The sequence below is a fragment of the Pseudomonas putida genome (genome assembly GCF_004357765.1).
GTDB lineage: Bacteria > Pseudomonadota > Gammaproteobacteria > Pseudomonadales > Pseudomonadaceae > Aquipseudomonas > Aquipseudomonas putida_U.
On the sequence record NZ_SMTE01000026.1, the window covers coordinates 1 to 24,735 of the forward strand.

A 24,735-nucleotide genomic window follows, 5' to 3' on the forward strand; every position below is an offset into this window, starting at 1 on the left:
AGCGGAGGGCCGGATGCAGGAGCAAGCGGTTTTGCGTCCCTTTTGCCAAGACAAAAGGGACCCGCCGTAAAGGCGGAAGGGGCCGGTAGCGCCGCTACACAAAATGGATCGTTCCCACTCCCATTGCCAAACCAAACCAAACCAAACCAAATCAAACCAAACGGGTGCAGACAAAACACCTGGCCCCCTGGCGCGATCAGTTATCGCTGGTAGCGTTGCTCTTGCGACGTGGAATACCCAAGCGCTGACGGCGCTCCCACAGGCACTTGCGGCTGACGCCGAGCTTGCGGGCCAACTCGGTTTCGGTCATGTGGTCCTGATGCTCCAACACGAAATGCTGGAAGTAATCCTCCAGTGACAGGTCTTCGGTCGGTTCATGGCTGGCATTGCCGGCAGCGGAGCCGTTGACCAGCGCAGGCGGGGTGTCCAGCAGGTCGTCTTCGTCCAGGTCGCTCAGCTCGATGTCGATGCCCAGCAGGTCGGCGGAAATCTCCGGGCTCTCGCTCAAGATCACCGCTCGCTCCACGGCGTTTTCCAGCTCGCGCACGTTACCCGGCCAGCTGTAGTGGCGGATAGCCTGTTCGGCGTCGGCGGCGAACCGCAGGTCGTCGCGGCCGATGCGTGCACTCTGCCGGGCGAGGAAGGCGTTGGCGATTTCGTTGACGTCGCTGCCGCGTTCACGCAAGGCCGGTAGTTTCAGCGCGATCACGTGCAGGCGGTAATAAAGGTCTTCGCGGAACTGCCCGGCCTTGGCCAGATTCTTCAGGTCCCGGTGGGTCGCGGCGATCAGGCGGACATCGACCTTTTGCGACTGCACGGAGCCGACCCGGCGGATTTCGCCTTCCTGCAAGACCCGCAGCAGGCGCGCCTGGGCTTCGAGTGGCAACTCGCCGATTTCGTCGAGGAACAGGGTGCCGCCGTCTGCGGCCTCGACCAGGCCCGCGCGTCCGGCGCTGGCGCCAGTGAACGCGCCCTTCTCATGGCCGAACAGTTCCGACTCGATCAATGTTTCGGGAATGGCGGCGCAGTTGACCGAGATCATGGGGGCCTTGGCCCGGCGCGACAGGTTGTGCAGCGCCCGGGCGACCAGCTCCTTACCGGTGCCGGACTCACCCTGGATCAGCACATTGGAGTCGGTGGGGGCAACCTTGCGGATCTTGTTGAACATGTCCTGCATCGGTGGGCAGGAGCCGATGATGCCGATTTCGCCGTTGGCCGGTGCCGGGCTGGCCTTGTCGGTCGCAGCCGGCTTGCCGTTGGCACGCGGTTCGGCGCTGGCGACAGCTGGTGCCGGGGCATTCTGTCGATCACGCAGGATGCGCGCCACGGCCTGTAGCATCTCGTCGTGATCGAAGGGCTTGGCGATGTAGTCCACCGCGCCCATTTTCATCGAGTCCACTGCCGAGCGCAGGCTGGCGTAGCTGGTCATGATCAGCACCGGCGTGCCCTGGCCGAGCTTGATCAGCTCGGTGCCTGGGGCGCCGGGCAGGCGCAGGTCGCTGACGATCAGGTCGAAGGTGGCAATGCTGAAGCGTTCCTGGGCTTCCTGCACCGAGCCGGCTTCGCTGACCTGGTACTGGTTCCGTTCGAGCAGGCGACGCAAGGCCGAGCGGATGATGGTTTCGTCTTCGACGATCAGAATATGCGGCATTGATTCAATTCTCTCGACGGTCTCGAATTTCAGGGGACGTCGCTACGACATGCCGGGGCAGGGTCACGCGGATCCGGGTGCCACGTTGCCGTTCGATGTCGGCCGGGCTGTCGATGGTGATTTGCCCATAATGCTCTTCCACGATGGAATAGACCAGAGCGAGCCCCAGTCCGGTTCCCTCGCCCGGGTCCTTGGTGGTGAAGAACGGTTCGAACAAGCGGTCCATGATGCTTTTCGGTATACCGCTGCCCTCGTCTTCGACGATCAGGTCCACGGTGTGCTCGCTGACAGCGGTGCGCACGCGTACGGCGCTGCCGGGAGGCGAGGCATCGCGGGCGTTGGACAGCAGGTTGATGAGCACCTGGGCCAGCCGCTGCGGGTCCCCTTCGGCCCAGTGTTCCGGGTCGCAGAGGTTGAAGAACTGTACTTCGAAATTGCGCCGGTTCAATGCCAGCAGACCGATGGCGTCCTGCGCCACCTCGGCCAGGCACACCGGTTCTTCGCTGTTCTGGTGGCTGCCGCCGGCGTGGGCGAAGCTCATCAGCGACTGGACGATGCGCGACACGCGCTTGGTCTGTTCGAGGATCTGCCCCGACAGCTCGATGATCTCGCCATCGCCTTCGCGTTCCTCGCGCAGATTCTGCGCCAGACAGGCGATGCCGGTGATCGGGTTGCCGATCTCGTGGGCCACGCCGGCGGCCAGGCGGCCGATGCTGGCCAGACGCTCGGAGTGCACCAGCTTGTCCTCCAGGGCCTGGGTCTCGGTGAGGTCCTCCACCAGCAGGACCAATCCGCTGTTACCGGGTGCCAGGGGCTCGTCGATGGCGGCCTTGTGCAGGTTCAGCCAGCGGGGCTGGCCGTCGAGGACCAGGCGCTGCTTGTGCAGGTGCTCGTCGGGGACGTCGATGAATCCTTGCAGCAGGCCACGCCAAGGTTCGGTGATGGTCACCAGGCGCGAGCCGACCACATGCTTGGCGGCAATCCCGGTCAGCTCCTCCATGGCCCTGTTCCACATCAGGATCTCCTGATCCTTGGCCAACGAACACACGCCCATCGGCAGTTCCTGCAAGGTCTGGCGATGGTAGCGACGCAGGGCGTCGAGTTCGGCGGCCAGGCCGGTCAGTCGCGAGTGGTAGTCTTCCAGGCGGCTCTCGATGAAGTGGATGTCCTCGGTGACGTAGTTCTCGTTACCGGACTTGTAAGGTAGAAAGGTCTCGACCATGTCCTGGGCCACGCTCGGCCCCATCAGGCCGGAGAGGTTGGCCTCGATGCGGTCACGCAGGCGGCGCAGGGCATACGGGCGACGCTCGTCGAAAGGCAGATACAGGTCACGCAGGGCCTGTTCCACCTCTTTTTGCGCGGCCTTGGCGCCCAGGGGCTTGGCCAGTTGCGTGGCGAACTCCTGGGGCGAGGCGGCGTGCAGTTCGCGGCGTTGCGGGCGACGCACGTTGTCCACGGCGCAGGCCTCGGCGGCGCTGACTTCCTCGCTGCTGGCATTGGTGAACAGCGAGATCAGGGTGAACAACAGAACGTTGGCCGCCAGCGAGGCGATCGCGGCCATGTGCCAACTGGTGTCGTCGAGCACATAGATCATGTCCAGCAATGGGATGTAGAAGCCCTGCACATTGCCCAGCAGCGGCAACAGCATGGTGACCATCCACACCAGGGTCCCGGCCAGCAGGCCGGCCACGAAGCCGCGGCGGTTGGCGGTTGGCCAATACAGCACCGAGAGTACCCCTGGGAGGAACTGCAAGGTCGCCACGAACGCGACGATACCCAGATTGGCCAGGCTCTGGTGGTAGTTCTGGCTCAGGTAGAACATGAAACCGGCGGTGATGATGGCGACGATCAGCGCCCGGCGGGTCCACTTCAGCCAGCGATAGATATTGCCCTCGGCCGGTGGCTGGTACAGCGGCAGCACCAGGTGATTCAGCGCCATCCCGGACAGCGCCAGGGTGGTGACGATGATCAACCCGCTGGCTGCCGACAATCCGCCGACATAGGCCAGCAGGGCCAAGGCCGGGCTGTTGGCGGCAATGCCCAGGCCAAGGGTGAAGTACTCGGGGTTGGTGCTGGCGCCCAGCCGCAGGCCAGCCCAGAGTATCAGCGGCACCGCCAGGCTCATCAGCAGCAGGAACAGCGGCAGACCCCAACTGGCGCTGACCAGCGAACGCGGGTTGAGGTTCTCGGTGAAGGCCATGTGGTACATGTGCGGCATGACGATGGCCGAAGCGAAGAACACCAGCAGCAGGGTGCGCCAAGGGCCTTCCTGCAGCGGTGTGTGCAGCGCGGAGAGGGCGGTCTGGTTCTGCAGCAGCCACACTTCCAACTGGTGCGGGCCGCCGAACACGCCGTACAGCGCGTACAGACCGATGCCGCCCAGGGCCAGCAGCTTGATCACCGACTCGAAGGCGATGGCGAACACCAGACCTTCGTGTTTCTCCCGGGTGGCGATGTGCCGCGAGCCGAAGAAGATGGTGAACAGGATGATCAGAATGCAGAAGGCGAATGCCACCCGGGCCTTGACCGGCTCACCGGTGAGAATGCTGATCGAGTCGGCCACCGCCTGGATCTGCAGGGCCAGCAGGGGCAACACGCCGATCAGCATGATCACCGTAGTCAGCGCACCGGCCCAGGTGCTTCTGAAACGAAACGCCAGCAGGTCGGCCAGCGACGACAATTGGTAGGTGCGGGTGATCTTGAGGATCGGGTAGAGCAGCACCGGAGCCAGTAAGAAAGCCCCGGAGACCCCCAGGTAGCAGGCCAGGAAGCCGTAGCCGTACTGATAGGCCAGGCCGACCGAGCCGTAGAACGCCCAGGCGCTGGCATAGACGCCCAGCGACAGGGTGTAGGTCAGCGGGTGGCGAATGATCGAGCGCGGGATCAGTCCACGCTCGCTGATCCAGGCCACGCCGAACAGTACCAGCAGGTACGCGGCGCTGATCAGGATCATCTGGGTCAGGCTAAAGCTCATCGGCATCTCGTTGGCTCTGCAGGATGAAGGTGACGACGATCAGGATCAGCCAGAGCAGATAAGGGCGGTACCAGGCTCCGGTCGGATCGATCCACCAGTCCATGATCGCCGGGGAGAACAGGTAGATCCCCACGACCAGGAGCAGGACCAAACGATAGATGTACATGCTGGCCTCATTGGTTGGGCGCTGCGGGCTTGGACTTATTATTGGCGCAAATGGCTGGGGCGATGCTAGCGGGAATCGGTAGTCTTCGCCAAGGTTTTGAAATTACTGGGCTTTTGTTTTTGAGAAAGGACCGGACCTGCCTCAATGCAAATCCGCCTCCGCCACCGTCGTCCGGCGAGCGATCGCCTCGGGCCTCCAGCGCTGGCGTGCCACTGCCAGCACTTCGGCCGGCGTTGCCGTCAGCAACTGCGCCTCGGTCTCCTGCCCCAGCGCCCGCAATGCGCGCAGCAACAAAGGTGTGGCCTGGTCGGCTGCCAACGGCGGCGAACGGTACGACTTGCCCAGCTTGTGCCCATCGGGCTGGGTGATCAGCGGAATATGCAGGTAACGCGGCTGCGAGAGCCCCAGCAATTCCTGCAGGTACAGCTGGCGCGGTGTGTTGTCCAGCAGGTCGGCGCCACGCACGATGTCGGTAACACCTTGCCAGGCATCGTCCAGTACCACCGCCAGCTGATAAGCGTACAGGCCGTCGCGTCGCTGGATGACGAAATCCCCCACCTCGCGCCCAAGGTGCTGCTGGAACTCGCCCTGGACCCGGTCGCTGAAGCGGTAGATCAGCTCCGGCACGCGCAAGCGGATGGCCGCCCCTTCGCGTGCATGCCCGGCATCTCGGCAAAAGCCGGGGTAGATACCGTTGTAGCCCTCGAGATGCTTGCGCGAACAGGTGCAGGCGTAGGCCAGACCCATGTTGAACAGGCGTTCGACCACGTTGGCGTAGGCCTCATGCCGTTGGCTCTGGTAGACCACCTCGCCATCCCATTCCAAGCCATACCGCTCCAGAGTCTGCAAAATCGCATCGCGGGCGCCGGGCATTTCCCGGGGCGGGTCGGTGTCTTCCATACGCAGCAGCCAGCGGCCGCTGACGGCGCGGGCATCGAGCCAGGAGGCGAGGGCGGCGACCAGCGAGCCGAAGTGCAGGAAGCCACTGGGGGTAGGGGCGAAGCGTCCGATGTAGCGGGAGTCGGTCATGGTATTCGGGGGCATATAAATGAAACGGGGCGCATGATGCGCCCCGTCTTTGCTGGAAGAAAGATCAGCCTTTGCCGACTGTCTTTTCCTTTTTCTCGGCAATTTCCTTGCAGTCGAAGCACAGGTCGGCAGTCGGGCGAGCTTCCAGGCGACGCAGGCCGATCTCGATGCCACAGGAATCGCACCAGCCGTATTCCTCGTCCTGAATCTTCTGCAGGGTCTTGTCGATCTTCTTGATCAGCTTGCGCTCGCGATCGCGGTTGCGCAGCTCCAAAGCGAATTCTTCTTCCTGGCTGGCGCGGTCGGCCGGGTCGGGGAAGTTCGCAGCTTCATCCTTCATGTGGTCCACGGTACGATCCACACTCTGCATGAGCTCGCTCTTCCAAGCATTGAGCAGCTTGGTGAAGTGCTTCTTCATGGGCTCGCCCATGTACTCTTCGCCCTTGGTCTCTTTATAGGGCTCGACACCGTACATGGTTTGACCGGTTTTTTGCTTTTCTACGGTGGACATGAATAGACCGCCTCTCACTCATCTGATCCAATGCGCAGGCTGCTCCATCTCCGGCACCCGCCGGCCCTGCGACTGCGAGCCGCCGAACTTACCAGATTAGATCGGGAGTGCGCTACCCCGCCCGATCCCATGTATTGACAGCGGCCTACGTCGCACGTTCGATGCCGCGCAAAGGTAGAATCAACAGTTTAGACGCAATCGAGAAAAGGTCATGGCCCACCCCTACAGTGCGCGCAGCCGCGCCATCGAACCGTTCCACGTCATGGCGCTGCTGGCGCGGGCCAACGAGCTACAAGCGGCGGGGCACGACGTGATCCATCTGGAGATCGGCGAACCGGACTTCACCACCGCCGCACCGATCGTCGCCGCGGGCCAGGCCGCGCTGGCCGCCGGGCATACCCGCTACACCGCCGCCCGTGGCTTGCCCGCGCTGCGCGAAGCCATCTCGGGCTTCTATGCCCAGCGCTATGGTCTGGCCATCGACCCTGAACGCATTCTCATCACTCCAGGCGGCTCCGGGGCGCTGCTGCTGGCTAGCAGCTTGCTGGTCGACCCTGGCAAGCACTGGCTGCTGGCCGACCCAGGCTACCCCTGCAACCGTCACTTCCTGCGCCTGGTCGAAGGTGGCGCGCAACTGGTGCCGGTAGGGCCTGAGGTCAATTACCAACTGACGGCGGACCTGGTCGAGCGGTACTGGGACAAGGATACCGTCGGTGCCCTGGTCGCCTCTCCGGCCAACCCCACCGGCACCGTGCTGGGCCGTGACGACCTGGCCAGTCTGTCCAAGGCCACCCGCGAGCGCCATGGCCACCTGGTGGTGGACGAGATCTACCATGGGCTGACCTACGGCATGGACGCACCGAGCGTGCTGGAAGTGGACGACCGGGCATTCGTGCTGAATAGTTTTTCCAAGTATTTCGGAATGACCGGTTGGCGCCTCGGCTGGCTCGTGGCGCCGCCGGACGCCGTGGCCGACCTGGAAAAGCTCGCGCAAAACCTCTACATCAGCGCCCCGAGCATGGCCCAACACGCTGCCTTGGCCTGTTTTGAGCCCGAGACCCTGGCCATTTTCGAACAGCGCCGTGCCGAATTCGCCCGTCGTCGCGATTACCTGCTGCCTGCCCTGCGCGAGTTGGGTTTCGGCATCGCCGTAGAACCTCAGGGGGCGTTCTACCTATATGCCGACATCAGCGCCTTTGGCGGTGACGCTTTCGCCTTCTGCCGGCACTTCCTGGAAACCGAGCACCTGGCCTTCACCCCGGGGCTGGACTTCGGCCGACACCTGGCCGGCCACCACGTGCGCTTCGCCTATACCCAGAGCCTGCCGCGTCTGGAAGAGGCCGTGCAGCGTATCGACCGTGGTTTGAAGAGCTGGCAGGGCTGATGGTGTTCTTTCCATTGCTCGAGCAAGGGCGCCTGTTGCGCCGTTACAAGCGCTTCCTGGCCGACATCGAACTGGCCAATGGCGAGCAGCTGACCATTCATTGTCCCAACACCGGCTCCATGCTCAATTGCATGCGCGAAGGCGGACAGGTCTGGTTCAGCCGCTCCAATGACCCCAAGCGCAAGCTGCCGGGCACCTGGGAGATCAGCGAAACGCCCCAGGGGCGCTTGGCCTGCATCAATACTGGCCGCGCCAACGCGCTGGTCGAGGAGGCGCTAAGGGCCGGTGTGATCACTGAGCTGGCGGGCTTCACCGCGCTCAGGCGCGAAGTGGCCTTTGGCGAAGAGCGCAGCCGTGTCGACTTTCGCCTGGAGTTCGACGGCGCCCCGGCCTATGTCGAGGTCAAGAGCGTGACCCTGGGCTACCCGGACAGTGCCGTGGCGGCGTTCCCTGATGCCGTCACCCAGCGTGGTGCCAAGCATCTGCGTGAGCTGGCTGCGCTGGCCCGTCAGGGCATCCGCGCGGTACAGCTTTACTGCGTCAATCTCACTGGCATCGAGGCGGTGCGCCCGGCCGACGAGATCGATGCCGGCTATGCCCTGGCACTGCGTGCGGCGGTAGCGGACGGTGTCGAGGTGCTGGCCTATGGCACGCGCCTGGATGCCGAGGGCATCGTCATCGACCGCCCGTTGCCGGTACTGCTCACGCCGTGAGCCAGATGCCCTGGCTGTCTTCCCGGCAGCCCAGGGCCTGCAGCGCTTGGCCCTCGCAGGGGCCAGCGACGCATTCGCCGCTGTCGATCAGGAACAACGCCCCGTGATGGGCGCAGTGGATCAGGCTGGCGCTATCGTCGAGAAAGGCGTGCTCGGCCCAGTTCAGCGGGATGCCCTTGTGCGGGCAGCGGTTGCGATACAGGTACACCTGGCCCTGGCGGCGCACGCCGAACAGGTCGATGCCGTCTACGCTGAAGGCGCGGCTCTGGCCTTCGGCCAGGGTCTGGGAAGTACAAAGGAAATGCATGGGCAAGGACGGCTCGTGAAACGATGTGATGGCTTGACGCGTCAATGCGAATAATTATCAAATCTCGTATTCGCCGCGCCAAGTGTCTATGGTGCGCAGTTCCGTCGCTCGTCACAAGGCGCGCGGCCCGCCTTGAAAAGGAAACCGATATGCGTCTTGCCGCTGCCGTGCTCGCTCTAGTGGCCTCTACCCACGTGCTGGCCACCGATCTGCCGCAACGCTGGGTCAGCGCCGGAGGGGCATTGAGCGAGTGGATCAGCGCTTTGGGCGGTGAGTCACGTCTGGTCGGTGTCGACACTACCAGCCAGCACCCGCCATCGCTGAAGGCACTGCCGAGCATCGGCTATCAGCGGGCACTATCGGCCGAGGGCATTCTCAGTCTAGGCCCGGATCTACTGGTCGGTACCGAAGAAATGGGGCCGCCGCCGGTACTGGCGCAGATCCGCAAGGCCGGGGTGCAGGTGGAGATGTTATCCAGCAAGGCCGATCTCGCAGCGGTGGACGATAACCTCAAGCATTTGGGGGCACTGCTTGGCGCCGAGCAGAAGGCTGCGCAACTGACTGCCGACTATCATCAGCAGCTTGCAGATGTCCAGGCGCAGGTTCAGCGGGCGCAGGCTCAGCACCAGGCGCCAGGGGTGCTGTTGCTGGTGGGGCATGCAGGTGCCAAACCGTTGATCGCCGGAGTGGGCACTGCAGGGGATTGGCTGCTGCGCAAGGCCGGGGCGCGGAACCTGGCCGAGCATCAGGGCTACAAGAATTTCTCCAACGAGGCGCTGGCGGCCCTGGACCCGGACGTGGTGGTATACACCGATCGGGCGCTGGACGGCGAAAAGGCGTTGCAGGCGCTGTTGAAGGAAAACCCGGCTCTGGCCAGTTCGCGTGCCGTGCGCAGCAAGCATCTGGTAGCGCTTGATCCGACCTTGCTGGTCGGTGGACTCGGACCTCGCTTGCCAGCGACCCTGCAAAACCTCGCGACCATCTTCTACTCGGTTAGTCCCGCCGAATGAGACAGCGGATCCAGCCACGCACGTTGTTTGCCTGCCTGACGCTGCTGTGCCTAATGGCGATATGGCTATCCCTGGCCCTCGGCCCGGTCAGTCTGCCGCTGTTCGATACCCTGCGCGCCGGCCTACGCTTGCTCGGCGCACCCATCGCTGGAGAGGGGCTGGAGCAGGCCGAGCTGATCCTTGGCCAGATCCGCTTGCCCCGGACCCTGTTGGGTCTGGCGGTCGGTGCGGTGCTGGCGTTGTCGGGGGTGGCCATGCAGGGGTTGTTTCGCAATCCATTGGCCGATCCTGGCCTGGTCGGTGTCGCCAGCGGCGCGGCGCTGGGGGCGGCGGTGGCGATCGTCGGCGGCAGTTGGGTGGGTGGCCTGCCGGAGGCTTTCGCGCCATATCTTTTGTCAGGGTGCGCCTTCATCGGCGGGCTGGGAGTGACGGCGCTGGTGTACCGGCTGGGGCGCCGCGATGGCCAGACCAACGTCGCCACCATGCTGTTGGCGGGTATCGCCCTGACCGCCCTGGGGGGGTCGGCGGTAGGGTTGTTCACCTACCTTGCCGATGACGCCACTTTGCGTACCCTGACCTTCTGGAACCTGGGCAGCCTCAACGGTGCCAGTTACGACCGGCTGTGGCCCTTGTTGCTGGTGGTGCTGGCGGTCGCGCTGTGGCTGCCGCGTCGGGCACAGGCGCTGAACGCGCTGCTGCTGGGCGAGTCGGAGGCACGCCACCTGGGTATCGAGGTGGAGCGACTCAAGCGCGAGTTGGTGTTCTGTACGGCGCTGGGGGTGGGGGCGGCGGTGGCGGCGGCCGGTCTGATCGGCTTCGTCGGTCTCGTGGTGCCGCACCTGGTACGCCTGCTGGCAGGGCCCGATCATCGGGTACTGCTACCGGCCTCGCTGCTGGCCGGTGGCAGCCTGCTGTTGTTCGCCGACCTGGTGGCACGCCTGGCGCTGGCGCCGGCGGAATTGCCGATCGGCATCGTTACCGCCTTCATCGGTGCGCCGTTCTTTCTGTTTCTGCTCGTGCGAGGGCGCAACTGATGCTCGAAGCCGAAAGCCTGCGGGTGCGTCGAGGCAGCAACGACGTATTGCATGATATCGACCTGCAACTGCTGCCAGGCCAAGTCCTGGGCGTGCTCGGGCCCAACGGCGCGGGCAAGAGCAGCCTGCTCGGTGCTCTGTGTGGCGAGTTGGCACCCAGCCATGGCTGCGTGACCCTCGACGGGCAGTCCCTGGACCGCTGGCCGGGTCAGGCGCGGGCACAGCGCCTGGCGGTACTGCCGCAAGTGTCCAGCCTGGGTTTCGCCTTTCGCGTCGAAGAAGTAGTGGGCATGGGCCGGTTGCCACACGGCAGCGGCCGCCAGCGCGACCGGGAAATCATCGAGCAGGCACTGCGTGCGGCCGATGCCTGGCATTTGCTGGAACGTAGTTATCTGGCCTTGTCCGGCGGCGAACGTCAGCGGGTGCACCTGGCGCGGGTCCTCGCCCAGCTATGGCCGGGCGAGCAGGGCGCCACGCTGCTGCTCGACGAACCGACGTCGATGCTCGACCCCTTGCATCAGCACACCACGTTGCAGGCCGTGCGCCGCTTCGCCGACCGTGGTGCGGCGGTGCTGGTGATCCTGCACGACCTGAACCTGGCCGCCCGCTATTGTGATCGTATCCTGCTGCTCGAAGCGGGGCGCGCCCATGCGTTGGCAGCTCCCGAACAGGCGCTGACGCCGGCTTCGCTCACGTCGGTGTTCGGTATCGATGTGTTGGTCCAGCCCCATCCGGAACGGGGCCACCCGCTGATCATCACGCGCTAGGAGGCCCTGCTCATGCGCCACCCCATGCTGTTCGGCACACTACTGGGCTTGTTGCTGGCGCTCGGAGGGTGCCAGGCCAATCTGCCGCCGATACCCGCCTGGCAGGGGCGCGAAGGTCTTGACGATGCCTCCCTCGGGCAGATCCGCGACCTGGCCAGCGGTGAGTCGATCACCCCGAACGATCTGGTCCAGCGCCTGGCTGCGGCGCCACGGGTGTTGGTTGGCGAGAGACATGACAACCCCGATCACCACGCCCTGCAACTCTGGTTGCTGCGCGCCTTGCAGTCCCAGCGCAGGCAAGGCAGCCTGTTGCTGGAGATGCTCCAGCCGGAGCAGCAGGCGCGGGTCGATGCTTTGGCAGCACAAGCCTCGTTGCCAGCGGACCTGCCCAAGGCGCTGGATTGGCAGGACGGTTGGGACTGGCAGTTTTATGGGCCGATTGTGCGCGAGGCCCTGCAGAGCCATATACCGCTGTTGGCGGCCAATCTTTCATCGGTTGAAATCCGCCAGGTCTATCGGCAGCCAACTGCGTTGCCAGGCGAACACTCGAATGTCCCGGCGGTGAGAGCAGCCTTGCTCGAGCAGGTACGCGCGGGGCACTGTGGTCTGCTCCCAGAGAGTCAATTGCCGGCGATGCTGGCTGTTCAGCAGCAGCGCGACCGGCGCATTGCCGAGCGTATGCTGGAGGCGCCTGAGCCGGCATTGCTGTTGACCGGTGCCTATCATGCGCGCAAGGACTTGGGCGTTCCCCTGCACCTGGCCGACCTGCGTGCGCAAGGGCGGAGCAAGGTACTGCTGCTGATGGAGGTCGGTGAAAAGGTCGAGCCCGGGATGGCAGACTACGTGTGGTACACGCCTGCCACACCAGAGCAGGATTACTGTGCCCAATTACGCAAGTGATGGTCGTAAAACACCCAGGCAAAAAAAAAGACCCGGCAAAGTGCCGGGTCAATAACCGTGATTAGCCTGATGAGGAGATAATCTGAGAGTCCGAACCAGGGGCTTTCAGTTTATCCAACTGATCTCGCGACCAGTTGTGATAATCATAACGATTCTCATTTCGTCGTCAATCCCCTTTCTCCGCTTATTTCGAATTTTTTTGCGCCGGGCTTTTGGCATCGAGCTGCTGGTTGAGCGCCTGCTTGCGTTCGAGCGGCAGGTCGTTCCAATGCATGTCCAGCAAGGCGCCTTCGATGGCGTACAACAGCACCTTCGACGCCCGGAAACCTCGAGTCTTCACCGCCTGGTAGGCGCCCACGGCACCCAGGCGGCGCAAGTCCGACGCGCTGTGGATACCGGCTGCATGCAGCCACTGGGCGGAGGTCTTGCCGAGATTCTTCAGATGCTGCAACTCATCGTTCATCGAGCCTCCTGGCGATGGCCGAATGGGTATTGGGGGGTTGCATCGTGGGTCAGTCAGAGTGGAGTGTAGCGGGGGATGGGAAATACGCGGCGTTTTGCCATGCTTGGGGAGTGGGCATACTGCCGGTAAGCCGGCTCCTACAGGTCGAGGTAGGAACCGGCTTGCCGGGGGGAGGGCGTCGGCGGTGTTTACAACCCTGGCAAGTGCTGACGGACCTGGTCGATCACTTGATCCATGCTACTGCTGTCCTGAGTATCGACACGGGTGCTGTGCACCAGCTCCTGTGCATCCAGCGGCTCGCGGCTGGCCTGCTGGGCCTTGACCACTTCGAGGGTGGCATCGGACGGATCGCCGCCTTCGGCCTGACGTTGTTGCAGCCAGCTGGCGATCACCGCTTCCGGTGCCTGGCAGTCGAGAATCAACAGCGGTACCCCTGTGGCGTTGGCCACCTCGGCCGCCGCCTGACGCTGGGCATGCTTGAGGTAGGTGGCGTCGAGCACCACCGGGAAGCCGGCGCGCAGGATGGTCGCGGCCAGCGCGTGCAGGCGCTGGTAGGTGGCGGTGGTGGCGTCCTGATCGTAGATGCCGGCAGCCAGCTGGCCGGTCTGCGCGTCCTGCTGCTCGCCGAACAGGCGCTTGCGCTCTACGTCCGAACGCACCCGCACCGCGCCCAGGGCTTCGACCAGGCGCATGGCGACATGGCTCTTGCCGACTGCCGAGACACCATGGGTGATGGCCAGCAGACGCGACGGGATGGCGCTGTAGCTTTCCGCCAGGTTGGCGTAGTTGCGGTAGGTACGCAGGGTGGTGGCACGCTGCACGCCATCGGAGTCCGGTGACAGGCTGAACAGCGCGACCTTGGCGCGGACCAGGGCACGGTAGGCTTTGTAGAAATTCAACAGTTCCAGCCCGGCATAGTCGCCGGTCAGCTCCAGGTACTGGCTGACGAAACGCCGTGCCAGACACTTGAGGCCGCGGTCTTCCAGGTCCATGGCCAGGAAGCCGACATCGGCATAGACGTCGGTCAGCCGGAACGGCTCGTTGAACTCGATGCAATCGAAGATCACCACCTTGCCGTCGATCAGCGTGGCGTTGCCCAGGTGGATATCGCCGTGGCATTCGCGGATGAAACCTTCGGTCTTGCGCGCCTCGAGCAGTCCATGCAGGCGTTCGAAGCTGCTGCGCGCCCAGGCTTGCAAGGCATCGAGTTGACGCAGGTCGGCCGCGTCGGTGAGGAACGGGCGAATCTGCTCGAAGTTCTGCTCGACCGGGGCCATCACGCTGTCAGGCGTGCCCAGCGGGTGGTCGACCGGTACTTTGGGTGCCTGCAGGTGGAATTCGGCGATCTGCCGGGCCATCTGGTCGATGTGGCCGGCGTTGAGCTCGCCGTTGGCCTGCAAGGTGTTGAGCATCTGGTCCTGAGGGAACTGGCGCATCTTCAGGACGTATTCGATCGCCTCGCCGTCGCCGCCGATCTGAGGTTGCTCGGCACTACCGGTGATCGGCAAGACCTCCAGGTAAAGACCGTCGGTCAGGCGCTGGTTCAGCCGCAGTTCTTCGTTGCAGAAGTGCTGACGCTGGGCCAGGCCGGTGAAGTCGAGGAAGCCGAAATTCATCGGCTTCTTGATCTTGTAGGCGTACTCACCGGTGAGCAGAACCCAGGAAATATGCGTCTCGATGAGTTTGAACCCATCCACCGGGTGAGGGTACAGGGCGGGGTTCTGCAACGCGTTGATCAAGGCTTGGCTCACTGTAAATCCTTCCTGGGCAGGGAATTCGAATGCGCCATTATGGTCAATGGTGCCGTCCCTGCATACCGCCCAGGGCGTCTGCCCAGCCTTTATAAAGTGCGTATAATCCGCCGCCATGACTCGAACCCGAAATTCCCGTACCCCTAAAAAAGCCCCGAACAGCCGTACCCGAACCTGGTTGGGCTGGGCCCTGAAGCTCAGCCTGGTTGGCCTGGTGATCCTCGCCGGCTTCGCGGTCTACCTGGATGCTGTCGTTCAGGAAAAGTTCTCCGGTAAGCGCTGGACCATTCCGGCCAAGGTCTATGCCCGGCCACTGGAGCTGTTCACTGGTCAGAAACTGAGCAAGGCCGACTTCCTCACCGAGCTCGATGCCTTGGGCTACCGCAGGGAAAGCGCGGCCAATGGCCCGGGCGCGGTGGCCGTCAACGGCAACACGGTCGACCTCAATACCCGCGGCTTCCAGTTCTACGAGGGCATGGAACCGGCGCAGTTCGTGCGCGTACGCTTCTCCGGCGACTACGTGGCGGGGCTGGCCGGGGCCAATGGCAGCAAGCTCGACGTGGTGCGTCTCGAGCCGTTGATGATTGGCGGCATCTACCCCAAGAACCTCGAAGACCGCATCCTGATCAAGATCGACCAGGTGCCGCCGTACCTGCTCGAAACCCTGGTGGCCACCGAGGACCGCGATTTCTACAGCCACTTTGGCGTATCGCCCAAGTCGATCGCCCGGGCGATCTGGGTCAACACCTCTTCTGGCTCCATGCGCCAGGGCGGCAGTACCCTGACCCAGCAGTTGGTGAAGAACTTCTACCTGACCAGCGAACGCACCCTCACCCGCAAGCTGACCGAAGCGATGATGGCTGTGCTGCTGGAGCTGCACTACGACAAGCGTGAGATCCTCGAGGCCTACCTGAACGAGGTCTTCATCGGTCAGGACGGCCAGCGCGCCGTGCACGGCTTCGGCCTGGCCAGCCAGTTCTTCTTCAGCCAGCCGCTGTCGGAGCTCAAGCTGCATCAGATCGCCTTGCTGGTGGGCATGGTCAAGGGGCCGTCCTACTACAACCCGCGTCGCCATCCCGATCGGGCCCTGGCCCGCCGCAACCTGGTGCTCGACCTGCTTGCCGAGCAGGGCGTGGCGAGCAAGGAAGTGGTCGAGGCCGCGAAGAAGATGCCGCTCGGTGTGACCAAGCGCGGCAGTCTGGCGGACAGTTCGTTCCCCGCGTTCCTCGACCTGGTCAAGCGCCAGCTGCGTCAGGACTACCGCGACGAAGACTTGACCGAAGAAGGCTTGCGCATCTTCACCAGTTTCGACCCGATCCTGCAGATGAAGGCCGAAACCGCCATGAACGAGACCTTCAAGCGTCTGGCCGGGCGCAAGGGGGCCGACGACGTGGAGTCGGCGATGGTCGTGACCAACCCGGAAACCGGCGAGGTGCAGGCCTTGATCGGCAGCCGCCAGGCAGGCTTCGCAGGCTTCAACCGCGCTATCGATGCGGTACGCCCGATCGGTTCGCTGGTCAAGCCTGCGGTCTACCTCACCGCCCTCGAGCAACCCAGCAAGTACACCTTGACCAGTTGGGTGCAGGACGAGGCGTTCTCGGTCAAGGGGGCCAACGGCCAGGTCTGGCGACCACAGAACTACGACCGTCGGTCCCATGGCACCATCTACCTGTACCAGGGCCTGGCCAACTCGCTGAACCTTTCCACTGCCAAGCTTGGCCTGGAAGTGGGCGTGCCGAACGTCATCAAGACCATCGGTCGGCTCGGCGTCAACGTCGACTGGCAGCCGTTCCCGGCCATGCTGCTGGGGGCTGGTGGCATGTCGCCGATGCAGGTCGCGACCATGTACCAGACCATCGCCAACGGGGGGTTCAATACCCCGATGCGTGGTATCCGCAGCGTTCTGACCGCCGAAGGCGAGCCGCTCAAGCGCTACCCGTTCAAGGTCCAGCAGACGTTCGACCCAGGCGCCATTTATCTGGTGCAGAACGCCATGCAGCGGGTAATGCGCGAAGGCACCGGCCGTTCGGTGTACAACGTACTGCCTAAAACCTTGACCCTGGCCGGCAAGACCGGTACCAGCAACGACTCGCGCGACAGCTGGTTCTCCGGCTTCAGCCAGGACCTGCTGGCCGTGGTCTGGCTGGGCCGGGACGACAATGGCAAGACACCGTTCACCGGCGCAACCGGCGCCCTGCAGGTCTGGACCAGCTTCATGAGCAAGGCCGATCCGCTGCCGCTGGACATGCCGCAGCCGGATAACGTGGTACAGGCGTGGATCGATCCGTACAGCGGGCAGGGTTCCGACAGTAGCTGTCCGGGAGCGGTACAGATGCCGTATATTCGCGGAAGCGAACCGGCCCCTGGCGCGACCTGTGGCGGCCAGCAGGATCCGGTGGAATCAGTCATGGATTGGGTCAAAGGCTGGATGAACTAAGCTGCGGCAGTATTGATGAGGTGTTAAGTGAAAAAGTGGTGGTTTCCTGCCGTGACGGCACTGGTGGTGCTCCAGGGTTGCTCCAGCGTTCCGCGGGGCAACATCCCGGTGGTCGATTCGAGCACCCGCGTCTCCAACAGTGAGCGGGTGTCGGCCAACCGTGCTGCGGTCGGCCCCAGCGGTGGTACCGCGCAGGCGCAGACACTGCCCGAGGATTCGGGCGTCACCGTGATGATTCCGCAGGGTGCCGGTGCCACCCCGATCAGCACTGGTCCCATCACCCCTGGGCCAGTGAGCTCCGGTCCGATCACTACCAACCCTAACCCTATCGCCGACGAACCCTTCGATATCGCTGCGATGAACAGCACGCCAGCGGCGTCCAGCGCGCCGACCGGCATTCCGCGCAACGACACCAGCAGCGGCGGCCTGTCGGCGGACGAACAGCTCGATGGGCCAGTGCTGGCGCTGCTCACCACCGCCCAACAGCAACAGGTCGGTGGTGACTTCAATGGCGCCGCGTCGAGCCTGGAACGTGCCCAGCGTATTGCTCCGCGCGAGCCGCAGGTGCTGTTCCGCCTGGCCCAGGTGCGCCTGTCCCAAGGTGATGCGGCGCAGGCCGAGCAGTTGGCGCGCCGCGCCCTGACCTACGCCAATGGCCGCCCGGACCTGCAAGCCGAGCTGTGGAACACCATCGCCCAGGCCCGCGAGAAGCAGGGTGACAGCGCCGGCGCGGCCCTGGCGCGGCAGAAGGCCCGGGTCAATTCGTGATGGTCGAGCCCCGCATCCTGGAAATCGCCGACCATCTGCTGCTGATCGAGCGCGAACTGCAAGTGCAGGGCTGGTGGAGCGACGCCGCTCCCAGCGCCGAGGCGCTGGCCAGCGTGGTGCCGTTCGCGGTCGACAGCATGACTTTCGAGCAGTGGCTGCAGTGGATTTTCCTGCCACGCATGAAGGTCATCCTCGAACACGGCCACCCGCTACCCAACGCCTCCGGCATCCTGGTGATGGCCGAAACCGTGTTCGCCGATCGTCCGGAGCAGAGTCGGGAGCTGCGACGTCTGTTGGCAGCATTCGACCAATTGATCGGCGCTTGCGCCTGATTTCTTCTCTTTTTCCTATAAGGGCCGCAGTTTGTGGCCCTTTTTTGTAAAAATCTTATTTTTTCTGCTGCTGACTCGGTTTTTAGTGGTGGAACGAATTCATCTTCGGGAAAAATTGGCAATAATTTTTCTTGACTTGTAGGCCGCGAATCAGAAGAATCCAGTTTCCGCTGTAGAGGGACTGCCAGAAGCAGACCCGCTAGGCAGATCATGAGGCGCACACCCGCGCCGACTTGTTACACCCCGCAACGCGTTACCTCGCGCTGGGTGGGATACCCCCGCAACACTCAGGGGCGTTCCCAATACTTGCTCAGTCAGTGCTGACGTTCGCTCATGCTCTGCTTGGCAGTAAACCTATTAAGACCCGCCCAGTGAGGGCGGTATTCTGGCGTTTTAGAGGTGAACAACGTGGAGCTTTTATCCGGCGCTGAAATGGTCGTCCGCTTCTTGCGTGACGAAGGCGTTAAGCACATCTATGGGTACCCAGGCGGTGCTCTCCTTCATGTTTACGACGCACTGTTCAAAGAACCGGAAGTGGAACACATCCTGGTTCGCCACGAGCAGGCGGCAACCCATATGGCGGACGGTTACGCCCGTGCCACCGGCAAGGCCGGCGTGGTACTGGTGACTTCCGGCCCAGGCGCGACCAATGCCATCACCGGTATTGCCACCGCCTACATGGACTCCATCCCGATGGTTATCCTGTCTGGCCAGGTGCCGAGCACCATGGTCGGTACCGATGCCTTCCAGGAAACCGACATGATCGGTATCTCGCGGCCGATCGTGAAGCACAGCTTCATGATCAAGCACCCGACCGAGATCCCCGAAGTTCTGAAGAAGGCGTTCTACCTGGCGCAATCCGGCCGTCCAGGTCCGGTCGTGGTCGACATTCCAAAAGATATGACCAACCCGGCCGAGAAGTTCGAATACGTCTATCCGAAGAAGGTCAAGCTGCGCTCTTACAGCCCAGCGGTACGTGGCCACTCCGGCCAGATTCGCAAGGCAGCCGAGATGCTCCTGGCCGCCAAGCGTCCGATCGTCTACTCCGGTGGTGGCGTGATCCTCGGCGGTGGCTCCGAAGCCCTGACCGAAATCGCCAAGTCGTTGAACCTGCCAGTCACCAACACCCTGATGGGTCTGGGTGGCTTCCCCGGTACCGACCGCCAGTTCCTCGGCATGCTCGGTATGCACGGCAGCTTCACGGCCAACCTGGCCATGCACAATGCCGATGTCATCTTCGCGGTCGGTGCGCGTTTCGACGATCGCGTGGTCAATGGCCCGGCCAAGTTCTGCCCGAACGCCAAAATCATCCACATCGACATCGATCCGGCGTCGATCTCCAAGATGATCAAGGCCGACGTGCCGATCGTGGGTCCGGTCGACAGCGTGCTCAACGAGATGCTCGGCATCCTCAAGGAAATCGGCGAGCAGCCTGACAAAGCGGCGCTCGATGCCTGGTGGAAGCAGATCGACGAATGGCGTGGCAATGGCGAACTGTTCCCGTACGACAAGGGCGACGGTAACGTCATCAAGCCGCAGAAAGTCATCGAGACCCTGTGCGAAGTGACCCATGGCGATGCCTTCGTCACTTCCGACGTTGGTCAGCACCAGATGTTCGCGGCGCAGTACTACCGCTTCAACAAGCCTAACCGCTGGATCAACTCCGGTGGCCTGGGCACCATGGGCTTTGGCTTCCCGGCGGCGATGGGCGTCAAGCTCAACTTCCCGGACCAGGACGTGGCCTGTGTGACGGGCGAAGGCAGTATCCAGATGAACATCCAGGAGCTGTCGACCTGCATGCAGTACGGCCTGCCGGTCAAGATCGTCAACCTGAACAACGGCGTGCTGGGTATGGTCCGCCAGTGGCAGGACATGTCGTACAACGGTCGCCACTCGCACTCGTACGTCGAGTCGCTGCCTGACTTCATCAAGCTGGCCGAGGCCTATGGCCATGTGGGTATCCGCATCACCAGCCTGAAGGACCTCAAGCCGAAGCTTGAAGAAGCCTTCGCGATGAAGGACCGCCTGGTGTTCATCGACATCGCGGTCGACCGTAGTGAGCACGTCTATCCGATGCAGATCAAGGATGGCTCGATGCGTGACATGTGGCTGAGCAAGACGGAGCGTACCTGATATGCGGCACATCATCTCCCTGCTGCTGGAAAACGAACCCGGTGCCCTGTCTCGCGTGGTCGGCCTGTTCTCCCAGCGCAACTACAACATTGAAAGCCTGACCGTAGCGCCGACCGAAGACCCGACCCTGTCGCGTCTGACGCTGACTACCGTTGGCCATGACGAAGTGATCGAACAGATCACCAAGAACCTGAACAAGCTGGTCGAGGTGGTGAAACTCGTCGACCTGTCGGAAAGCGCCCATATCGAGCGCGAACTGATGCTGGTCAAGGTCAAGGCCACCGGCGCCCAGCGCGCCGAAATCAAGCGCACCACGGATATCTTCCGTGGCCAGATCGTCGATGTGACCGCCAGCGTGTACACCGTGCAACTGAGCGGTACCAGCGACAAACTGGACAGCTTCATCCAGGCGATCGGCACTGCATCGATTCTCGAAACCGTGCGCAGCGGCGTTACCGGCATTGCCCGTGGCGACAAAGTGCTCAGCATCTAAATTCAAAAATTAGCAATGGCTCCGCAGGGGCCGAGATATAACCAGGGGTATTTTCATGAAAGTTTTCTACGATAAAGACTGCGACCTTTCCATCATCCAGGGTAAGAAAGTCGCCATCATCGGTTACGGCTCCCAGGGCCACGCTCAGGCGTGCAACCTGAAGGACTCCGGTGTAGACGTAACCGTCGGTCTGCGTAAAGGTTCGGCTACCGTTGCCAAAGCTGAAGCCCACGGCCTGAAAGTCGCCGACGTGGCTACCGCTGTCGCTGCTGCCGACCTGGTCATGATCCTGACCCCGGACGAATTCCAAGGCGCCCTGTACAAGAACGAAATCGAGCCGAACATCAAGCAGGGCGCTACCCTGGCGTTCTCCCACGGCTTCTCGATCCACTACAACCAAGTCGTGCCGCGCGCTGACCTGGACGTGATCATGATCGCGCCGAAGGCTCCGGGTCACACCGTTCGCTCCGAGTTCGTCAAAGGCGGCGGTATCCCTGACCTGATCGCTGTCTACCAGGACGCTTCGGGTAACGCCAAGAACGTCGCCCTGTCCTACGCTTCGGGCGTCGGTGGCGGTCGTACCGGCATCATTGAAACCACCTTCAAGGACGAGACCGAAACCGACCTGTTCGGTGAGCAGGCCGTTCTCTGCGGCGGTACCGTCGAGCTGGTCAAAGCCGGCTTCGAAACCCTGGTCGAAGCTGGCTACGCGCCGGAAATGGCCTACTTCGAGTGCCTGCACGAGCTGAAGCTGATCGTTGACCTCATGTACGAAGGCGGCATCGCCAACATGAACTACTCGATCTCCAACAACGCCGAGTACGGTGAGTACGTCACCGGCCCAGAAGTCATCAACGAAGAATCCCGCAAGGCCATGCGCAACGCTCTGAAGCGCATCCAGGACGGCGAGTACGCGAAGATGTTCATCTCCGAAGGTGCCACCAACTACCCATCGATGACCGCCAAGCGTCGTAACAACGCTGCCCACGGCATCGAAATCATCGGTGAGCAACTGCGCTCGATGATGCCTTGGATCTCGGCTAACAAGATCGTCGACAAGACCAAGAACTGAGTCTTATCGAAACATGAAAAACGCGGCTTCGGCCGCGTTTTTTCGTTCTGCCGGCGCGCATCTGGTATAAAGCAGGCCAGAGGTCCGCTGTCAGAACCTGTTTTGCGGGCCCGTTGTCGAACATTTTCCATCCTGTTGCAAGGTACCCTCCATGAGCGAACGTCCCGAAGAGCCGAACAAGCCCTCCGACGCCGAAAGCCTGCTACCTGTCGATGAGCACATTGAAGAAGGTCATGACGCCGAAGGGCGCAAGGTGCGTCATCGCGGCATCTATCTGTTGCCCAACCTGTTCACCACCGCCAACCTGTTCGCCGGTTTCTATTCGATCATCAGCTCGATGAGCGCGCAGAGCGCCCTGAGTGCGGGTGATCCACGAGAGGCGAGCAAGTACTTCGCCTTTGCTGCCATCGCCATTTTCGTCGCCATGGTCCTCGATGGCCTGGATGGCCGGGTGGCGCGCATGACCAATACCCAGAGCGCCTTCGGCGCCGAGTACGATTCGTTGTCGGACATGGTCGCCTTTGGTGTCGCGCCGGCGCTGCTGGCGTTCGGCTGGGCCCTGGGTGACATGGGCAAGGTCGGCTGGATGGTCGCCTTCATCTATGTAGCCGGTGCGGCGTTGCGCTTGGCACGTTTCAACACCCAGGTCGGTACCGCCGACAAGCGTTATTTCATCGGCTTGGCCAGTCCGGCTGCGGCCGGTGTGGTGGCGGGTACGGTGTGGGCATTCAGTGACTACGGCATCCAGGGCTCCAAGCTGTCGTTCCTGGTGGCGCTGCTGGTGGCCGCGGCTGGCATGCTGATGGTCAGCAACATCAAGTACAACAGCTTCAAGGAGCTCGACCTCAAGGGGCGCGTGCCGTTCGTGGCGATCCTTGCGGTGGTGCTGGTGTTCGCCGTGGTGTTCAGCGACCCGCCGCGTATCCTGCTGCTGATCTTCCTCGCTTATGCGGCTTCGGGGCCCATTCAGTCCCTGCTGCGTTCGCGCCGCCGTAAATCCTGACAAATGATTTAATGGTGGAATAACATTCCGGCTCCATAGTCTTACGGGTACATCCGTCACCCGTGCTATGGAGCCGCCATGTTGATCAAGCTTCCCAGGTCGTCCGACTGCAAGGCAGCGGAGATCACCCCCGAACATCTCTACTTTTCCCGTCGTAAGCTGCTGGGGGCATCTCTCGCGGGTTTCGCCGTGAGCGCACTGCCAGGGTTGGGGCGTGCGGCTGAGGCCAGCCGCTATGCGGACGTCGACGTCGGCGCAGCGCCTGGCTGGTTCTCCGAAAAGCTTGGCGCCACGCGCTGGCAGGCGGTCACCGTCCAGGGCGAGGCGATCACGCCCTTCAAGGATGCCACCCACTACAACAACTTCTACGAGTTCGGGCCTGACAAGGGAGACCCGGCAGCCAACGCCGACAGCCTGCCGACCGAGCCGTGGAGCGTGGTGATCGACGGTGAAGTGGGTAAGCCTGGACGCTACGCGCTGGAAGACTTCGTTAAACCCTATCAGCTCGAGGAACGCATTTACCGGCTGCGTTGTGTCGAGGCCTGGTCGATGGTGATCCCCTGGCTGGGCTTTCCACTGGCGCAGGTGCTCAAGCAGGTGGAGCCGACCTCCAAGGCGCGGTATGTGCGCTTCGAGACGCTCGATGATCCGCAGCACATGCCTGGGCAGCGTTCTGGCTTCGCCCTGATCGACTGGCCATACAGAGAAGGGTTGCGCCTGGATGAGGCCATGCACCCGTTGGCAATTCTGGCGGTGGGGATGTATGGCCGTGAGTTGCCTAACCAGAATGGCGCGCCGCTGCGTTTGGTGGTTCCGTGGAAGTATGGCTTCAAGAGCATCAAGTCGATCGTGCGTATCAGTCTGGTGGCCGAGCAGCCGGGGACCACCTGGCAAGGTCTTGCGCCGACCGAGTATGGCTTCTATGCCAACGTCAATCCGCAGGTGGATCATCCGCGCTGGAGCCAGGCTCGTGAGCGGCGTCTACCCAGTGGGTTGTTCAGCCCGAATGTGCGGGACACTCAGATGTTCAATGGCTATGCCGACGAAGTTGCATCGCTGTATACCGGCCTCGATCTGCGGAAAAACTATTGATGCGCTATCCATGGTTGCGCCTGGGTATCTTCGTGGTTGGCTGTCTGTTCCCGCTGTGGTGGTTGTATGAAGCGGCGATGGGCATGCTTGGGCCCGATCCGGGAAAGATCCTCATGGATCGCCTCGGTCTTGGGGCGCTGACCTTTCTGCTGGTGAGCCTGTCGATGACCCCGCTGCAGCGGCTGACGGGGTGGTCGGGTTGGATCGTGGTGCGGCGGCAGTTGGGGCTGTGGTGTTTCGCTTATATAGTCCTGCACATCCTGGCGTATCTGTTCTTCATCCTCGGTCTGGATTGGGGGCAGTTGGCGGTTGAGTTGCGCAAGCGGCCTTACATCATCGTCGGGGCGTTGGCGTTTCTTGGATTGTTGGCATTGGCCGTCACCTCCAACCGATACAGCCAGCGGCGGTTGGGTGCACGGTGGAAGAAGCTGCACAAGCTGGTGTATGTGATTCTTGGGTTGGGGTTGCTGCACTTCTTGTGGATCGTTCGCTCTGATCTGCGGGAGTGGGCGATCTATGCGGTGTTGGGTGGATTGTTGATGGTAGTGCGTATTCCGCTGTTGGCGCGATGGTTGTCCCGGCTGGGCCGACGGCGGGGGAGGGCGGTGCCTTAGGTGCGGTCTCGCCGGCCTTGATAGGGGGTATTTCCTAAATATCTGATTTTCTTGAAAATAGGTGTTGACGCCGTTTCGAATCCCCTTATAATGCGCACCACTTCCAACGCAGTCGGAACGTAAAACTCCTT

The 24,735-nt window shown here is 62.7% G+C and carries 23 protein-coding genes; 15 read left to right on the plus strand and 8 right to left on the minus strand.

Features of this window, described 5'->3' with window-relative positions; all coding sequences use genetic code 11:
- Nucleotides 1-196: 196 nt before the first annotated feature.
- From E2H86_RS25130 to dksA, 5 genes are all read right to left on the minus strand, one after another.
- A complete protein-coding gene (locus E2H86_RS25130) occupies nt 197-1,651 on the minus strand; it encodes a sigma-54-dependent transcriptional regulator (protein ID WP_133332200.1) in 1,455 nt (484 codons plus the stop codon).
- Nucleotides 1,652-1,655: 4 nt separating this feature from the next.
- The gene (locus tag E2H86_RS25135) at nt 1,656-4,631 is read right to left on the minus strand and encodes a sensor histidine kinase (RefSeq protein ID WP_165976121.1); all 2,976 of its coding nucleotides are present in this window, start codon (nt 4,629-4,631) and stop codon (nt 1,656-1,658) included.
- Nucleotides 4,615-4,791 carry a hypothetical protein gene (locus tag E2H86_RS25140; protein WP_010796831.1) on the minus strand — a complete coding sequence of 59 codons (177 nt, stop codon included), beginning with the start codon at nt 4,789-4,791 and terminating at the stop codon, nt 4,615-4,617. The genes E2H86_RS25135 and E2H86_RS25140 overlap by 17 nt, the downstream gene beginning before the upstream one ends.
- A 141-nt stretch (nt 4,792-4,932) precedes the next feature.
- Nucleotides 4,933-5,820, minus strand: a complete 888-nt coding sequence (gene gluQRS / locus E2H86_RS25145; protein ID WP_133332202.1) for a tRNA glutamyl-Q(34) synthetase GluQRS — start codon at nt 5,818-5,820, stop codon at nt 4,933-4,935.
- Between the two features lie 64 nt (nt 5,821-5,884).
- Entirely contained in the window at nt 5,885-6,331 is a 447-nt protein-coding gene (gene dksA, locus E2H86_RS25150) for an RNA polymerase-binding protein DksA (RefSeq protein WP_133332203.1), read from the minus strand.
- 211 nt (nt 6,332-6,542) lie between these two features.
- Here dksA and E2H86_RS25155 point away from each other — a divergent pair, with 211 nt between their 5' ends.
- Together E2H86_RS25155 and sfsA are read left to right on the plus strand one after the other, a co-directional pair.
- Nucleotides 6,543-7,715 carry a pyridoxal phosphate-dependent aminotransferase gene (locus E2H86_RS25155; protein ID WP_133332204.1) on the plus strand — a complete coding sequence of 391 codons (1,173 nt, stop codon included), beginning with the start codon at nt 6,543-6,545 and terminating at the stop codon, nt 7,713-7,715.
- A complete protein-coding gene (gene sfsA / locus E2H86_RS25160) occupies nt 7,715-8,428 on the plus strand; it encodes a DNA/RNA nuclease SfsA (RefSeq protein ID WP_133332205.1) in 714 nt (237 codons plus the stop codon). The genes E2H86_RS25155 and sfsA overlap by 1 nt, the downstream gene beginning before the upstream one ends.
- Here sfsA and E2H86_RS25165 read toward each other — a convergent pair.
- The gene (locus E2H86_RS25165; RefSeq protein WP_133332220.1) at nt 8,418-8,735 is read right to left on the minus strand and encodes a Rieske (2Fe-2S) protein; all 318 of its coding nucleotides are present in this window, start codon (nt 8,733-8,735) and stop codon (nt 8,418-8,420) included. The two genes, sfsA and E2H86_RS25165, sit on opposite strands and share 11 nt — an antisense overlap.
- 149 nt (nt 8,736-8,884) lie before the next feature.
- On the opposite strand from E2H86_RS25165, the gene E2H86_RS25170 reads away from it, so the two are divergent.
- The 4 genes from E2H86_RS25170 to E2H86_RS25185 are packed head-to-tail and all read left to right on the plus strand — an operon-like array spanning nt 8,885 to nt 12,446.
- A complete protein-coding gene (locus E2H86_RS25170) occupies nt 8,885-9,745 on the plus strand; it encodes a heme/hemin ABC transporter substrate-binding protein (RefSeq protein WP_133332206.1) in 861 nt (286 codons plus the stop codon).
- Nucleotides 9,742-10,779 (plus strand): FecCD family ABC transporter permease, encoded by a 1,038-nt coding sequence (locus E2H86_RS25175; RefSeq protein ID WP_133332207.1) that lies wholly within the window; start codon nt 9,742-9,744, stop codon nt 10,777-10,779. Before E2H86_RS25170 ends, E2H86_RS25175 begins: the two co-directional genes overlap by 4 nt.
- Nucleotides 10,779-11,546: a heme ABC transporter ATP-binding protein gene (locus E2H86_RS25180; protein ID WP_133332208.1), complete on the plus strand. Its 768-nt coding sequence runs from the start codon at nt 10,779-10,781 to the stop codon at nt 11,544-11,546. Before E2H86_RS25175 ends, E2H86_RS25180 begins: the two co-directional genes overlap by 1 nt.
- Nucleotides 11,547-11,558: 12 nt before the next feature.
- Nucleotides 11,559-12,446, plus strand: coding sequence for a ChaN family lipoprotein (locus tag E2H86_RS25185; RefSeq protein ID WP_133332209.1), 888 nt, complete (start codon nt 11,559-11,561; stop codon nt 12,444-12,446).
- Between the two features lie 184 nt (nt 12,447-12,630).
- On the opposite strand, the gene E2H86_RS25190 is transcribed toward E2H86_RS25185, so the two are convergent.
- Together E2H86_RS25190 and E2H86_RS25195 are read right to left on the minus strand one after the other, a co-directional pair.
- Entirely contained in the window at nt 12,631-12,909 is a 279-nt protein-coding gene (locus E2H86_RS25190; RefSeq protein ID WP_133332210.1) for a TfoX/Sxy family protein, read from the minus strand.
- 188 nt (nt 12,910-13,097) lie between these two features.
- Nucleotides 13,098-14,660: an AAA family ATPase gene (locus E2H86_RS25195; RefSeq protein WP_133332211.1), complete on the minus strand. Its 1,563-nt coding sequence runs from the start codon at nt 14,658-14,660 to the stop codon at nt 13,098-13,100.
- A 115-nt stretch (nt 14,661-14,775) separates the two neighbouring features.
- Between E2H86_RS25195 and mrcB the strand changes: the two genes are divergently transcribed.
- The 9 genes from mrcB (at nt 14,776) to msrQ (ending at nt 24,604) form a co-directional block, all read left to right on the plus strand.
- A complete protein-coding gene (gene mrcB / locus E2H86_RS25200; protein ID WP_133332212.1) occupies nt 14,776-17,097 on the plus strand; it encodes a penicillin-binding protein 1B in 2,322 nt (773 codons plus the stop codon).
- Between the two features lie 27 nt (nt 17,098-17,124).
- Nucleotides 17,125-17,865 carry a tetratricopeptide repeat protein gene (locus tag E2H86_RS25205; RefSeq protein ID WP_133332213.1) on the plus strand — a complete coding sequence of 247 codons (741 nt, stop codon included), beginning with the start codon at nt 17,125-17,127 and terminating at the stop codon, nt 17,863-17,865.
- Nucleotides 17,865-18,197: a YqcC family protein gene (locus E2H86_RS25210; protein ID WP_133332214.1), complete on the plus strand. Its 333-nt coding sequence runs from the start codon at nt 17,865-17,867 to the stop codon at nt 18,195-18,197. The genes E2H86_RS25205 and E2H86_RS25210 overlap by 1 nt, the downstream gene beginning before the upstream one ends.
- 408 nt (nt 18,198-18,605) lie before the next feature.
- The gene (locus E2H86_RS25215) at nt 18,606-20,330 is read left to right on the plus strand and encodes an acetolactate synthase 3 large subunit (protein WP_133332215.1); all 1,725 of its coding nucleotides are present in this window, start codon (nt 18,606-18,608) and stop codon (nt 20,328-20,330) included.
- Between the two features lies 1 nt (nt 20,331).
- Nucleotides 20,332-20,823 carry an acetolactate synthase small subunit gene (gene ilvN, locus E2H86_RS25220; protein WP_003250040.1) on the plus strand — a complete coding sequence of 164 codons (492 nt, stop codon included), beginning with the start codon at nt 20,332-20,334 and terminating at the stop codon, nt 20,821-20,823.
- A 55-nt stretch (nt 20,824-20,878) separates the two neighbouring features.
- Nucleotides 20,879-21,895 carry a ketol-acid reductoisomerase gene (gene ilvC / locus E2H86_RS25225; protein WP_133332216.1) on the plus strand — a complete coding sequence of 339 codons (1,017 nt, stop codon included), beginning with the start codon at nt 20,879-20,881 and terminating at the stop codon, nt 21,893-21,895.
- Between the two features lie 151 nt (nt 21,896-22,046).
- On the plus strand, nt 22,047-22,898 hold the full coding sequence (gene pssA / locus E2H86_RS25230) for a CDP-diacylglycerol--serine O-phosphatidyltransferase (protein WP_133332217.1): 852 nt from the start codon (nt 22,047-22,049) through the stop codon (nt 22,896-22,898).
- 78 nt (nt 22,899-22,976) lie between these two features.
- Complete coding sequence (gene msrP, locus E2H86_RS25235) at nt 22,977-23,990, plus strand: protein-methionine-sulfoxide reductase catalytic subunit MsrP (protein WP_133332218.1); 1,014 nt, start codon at nt 22,977-22,979, stop codon at nt 23,988-23,990.
- The gene (msrQ, locus tag E2H86_RS25240; RefSeq protein ID WP_133332219.1) at nt 23,990-24,604 is read left to right on the plus strand and encodes a protein-methionine-sulfoxide reductase heme-binding subunit MsrQ; all 615 of its coding nucleotides are present in this window, start codon (nt 23,990-23,992) and stop codon (nt 24,602-24,604) included. Before msrP ends, msrQ begins: the two co-directional genes overlap by 1 nt.
- Nucleotides 24,605-24,735: the final 131 nt, after the last annotated feature.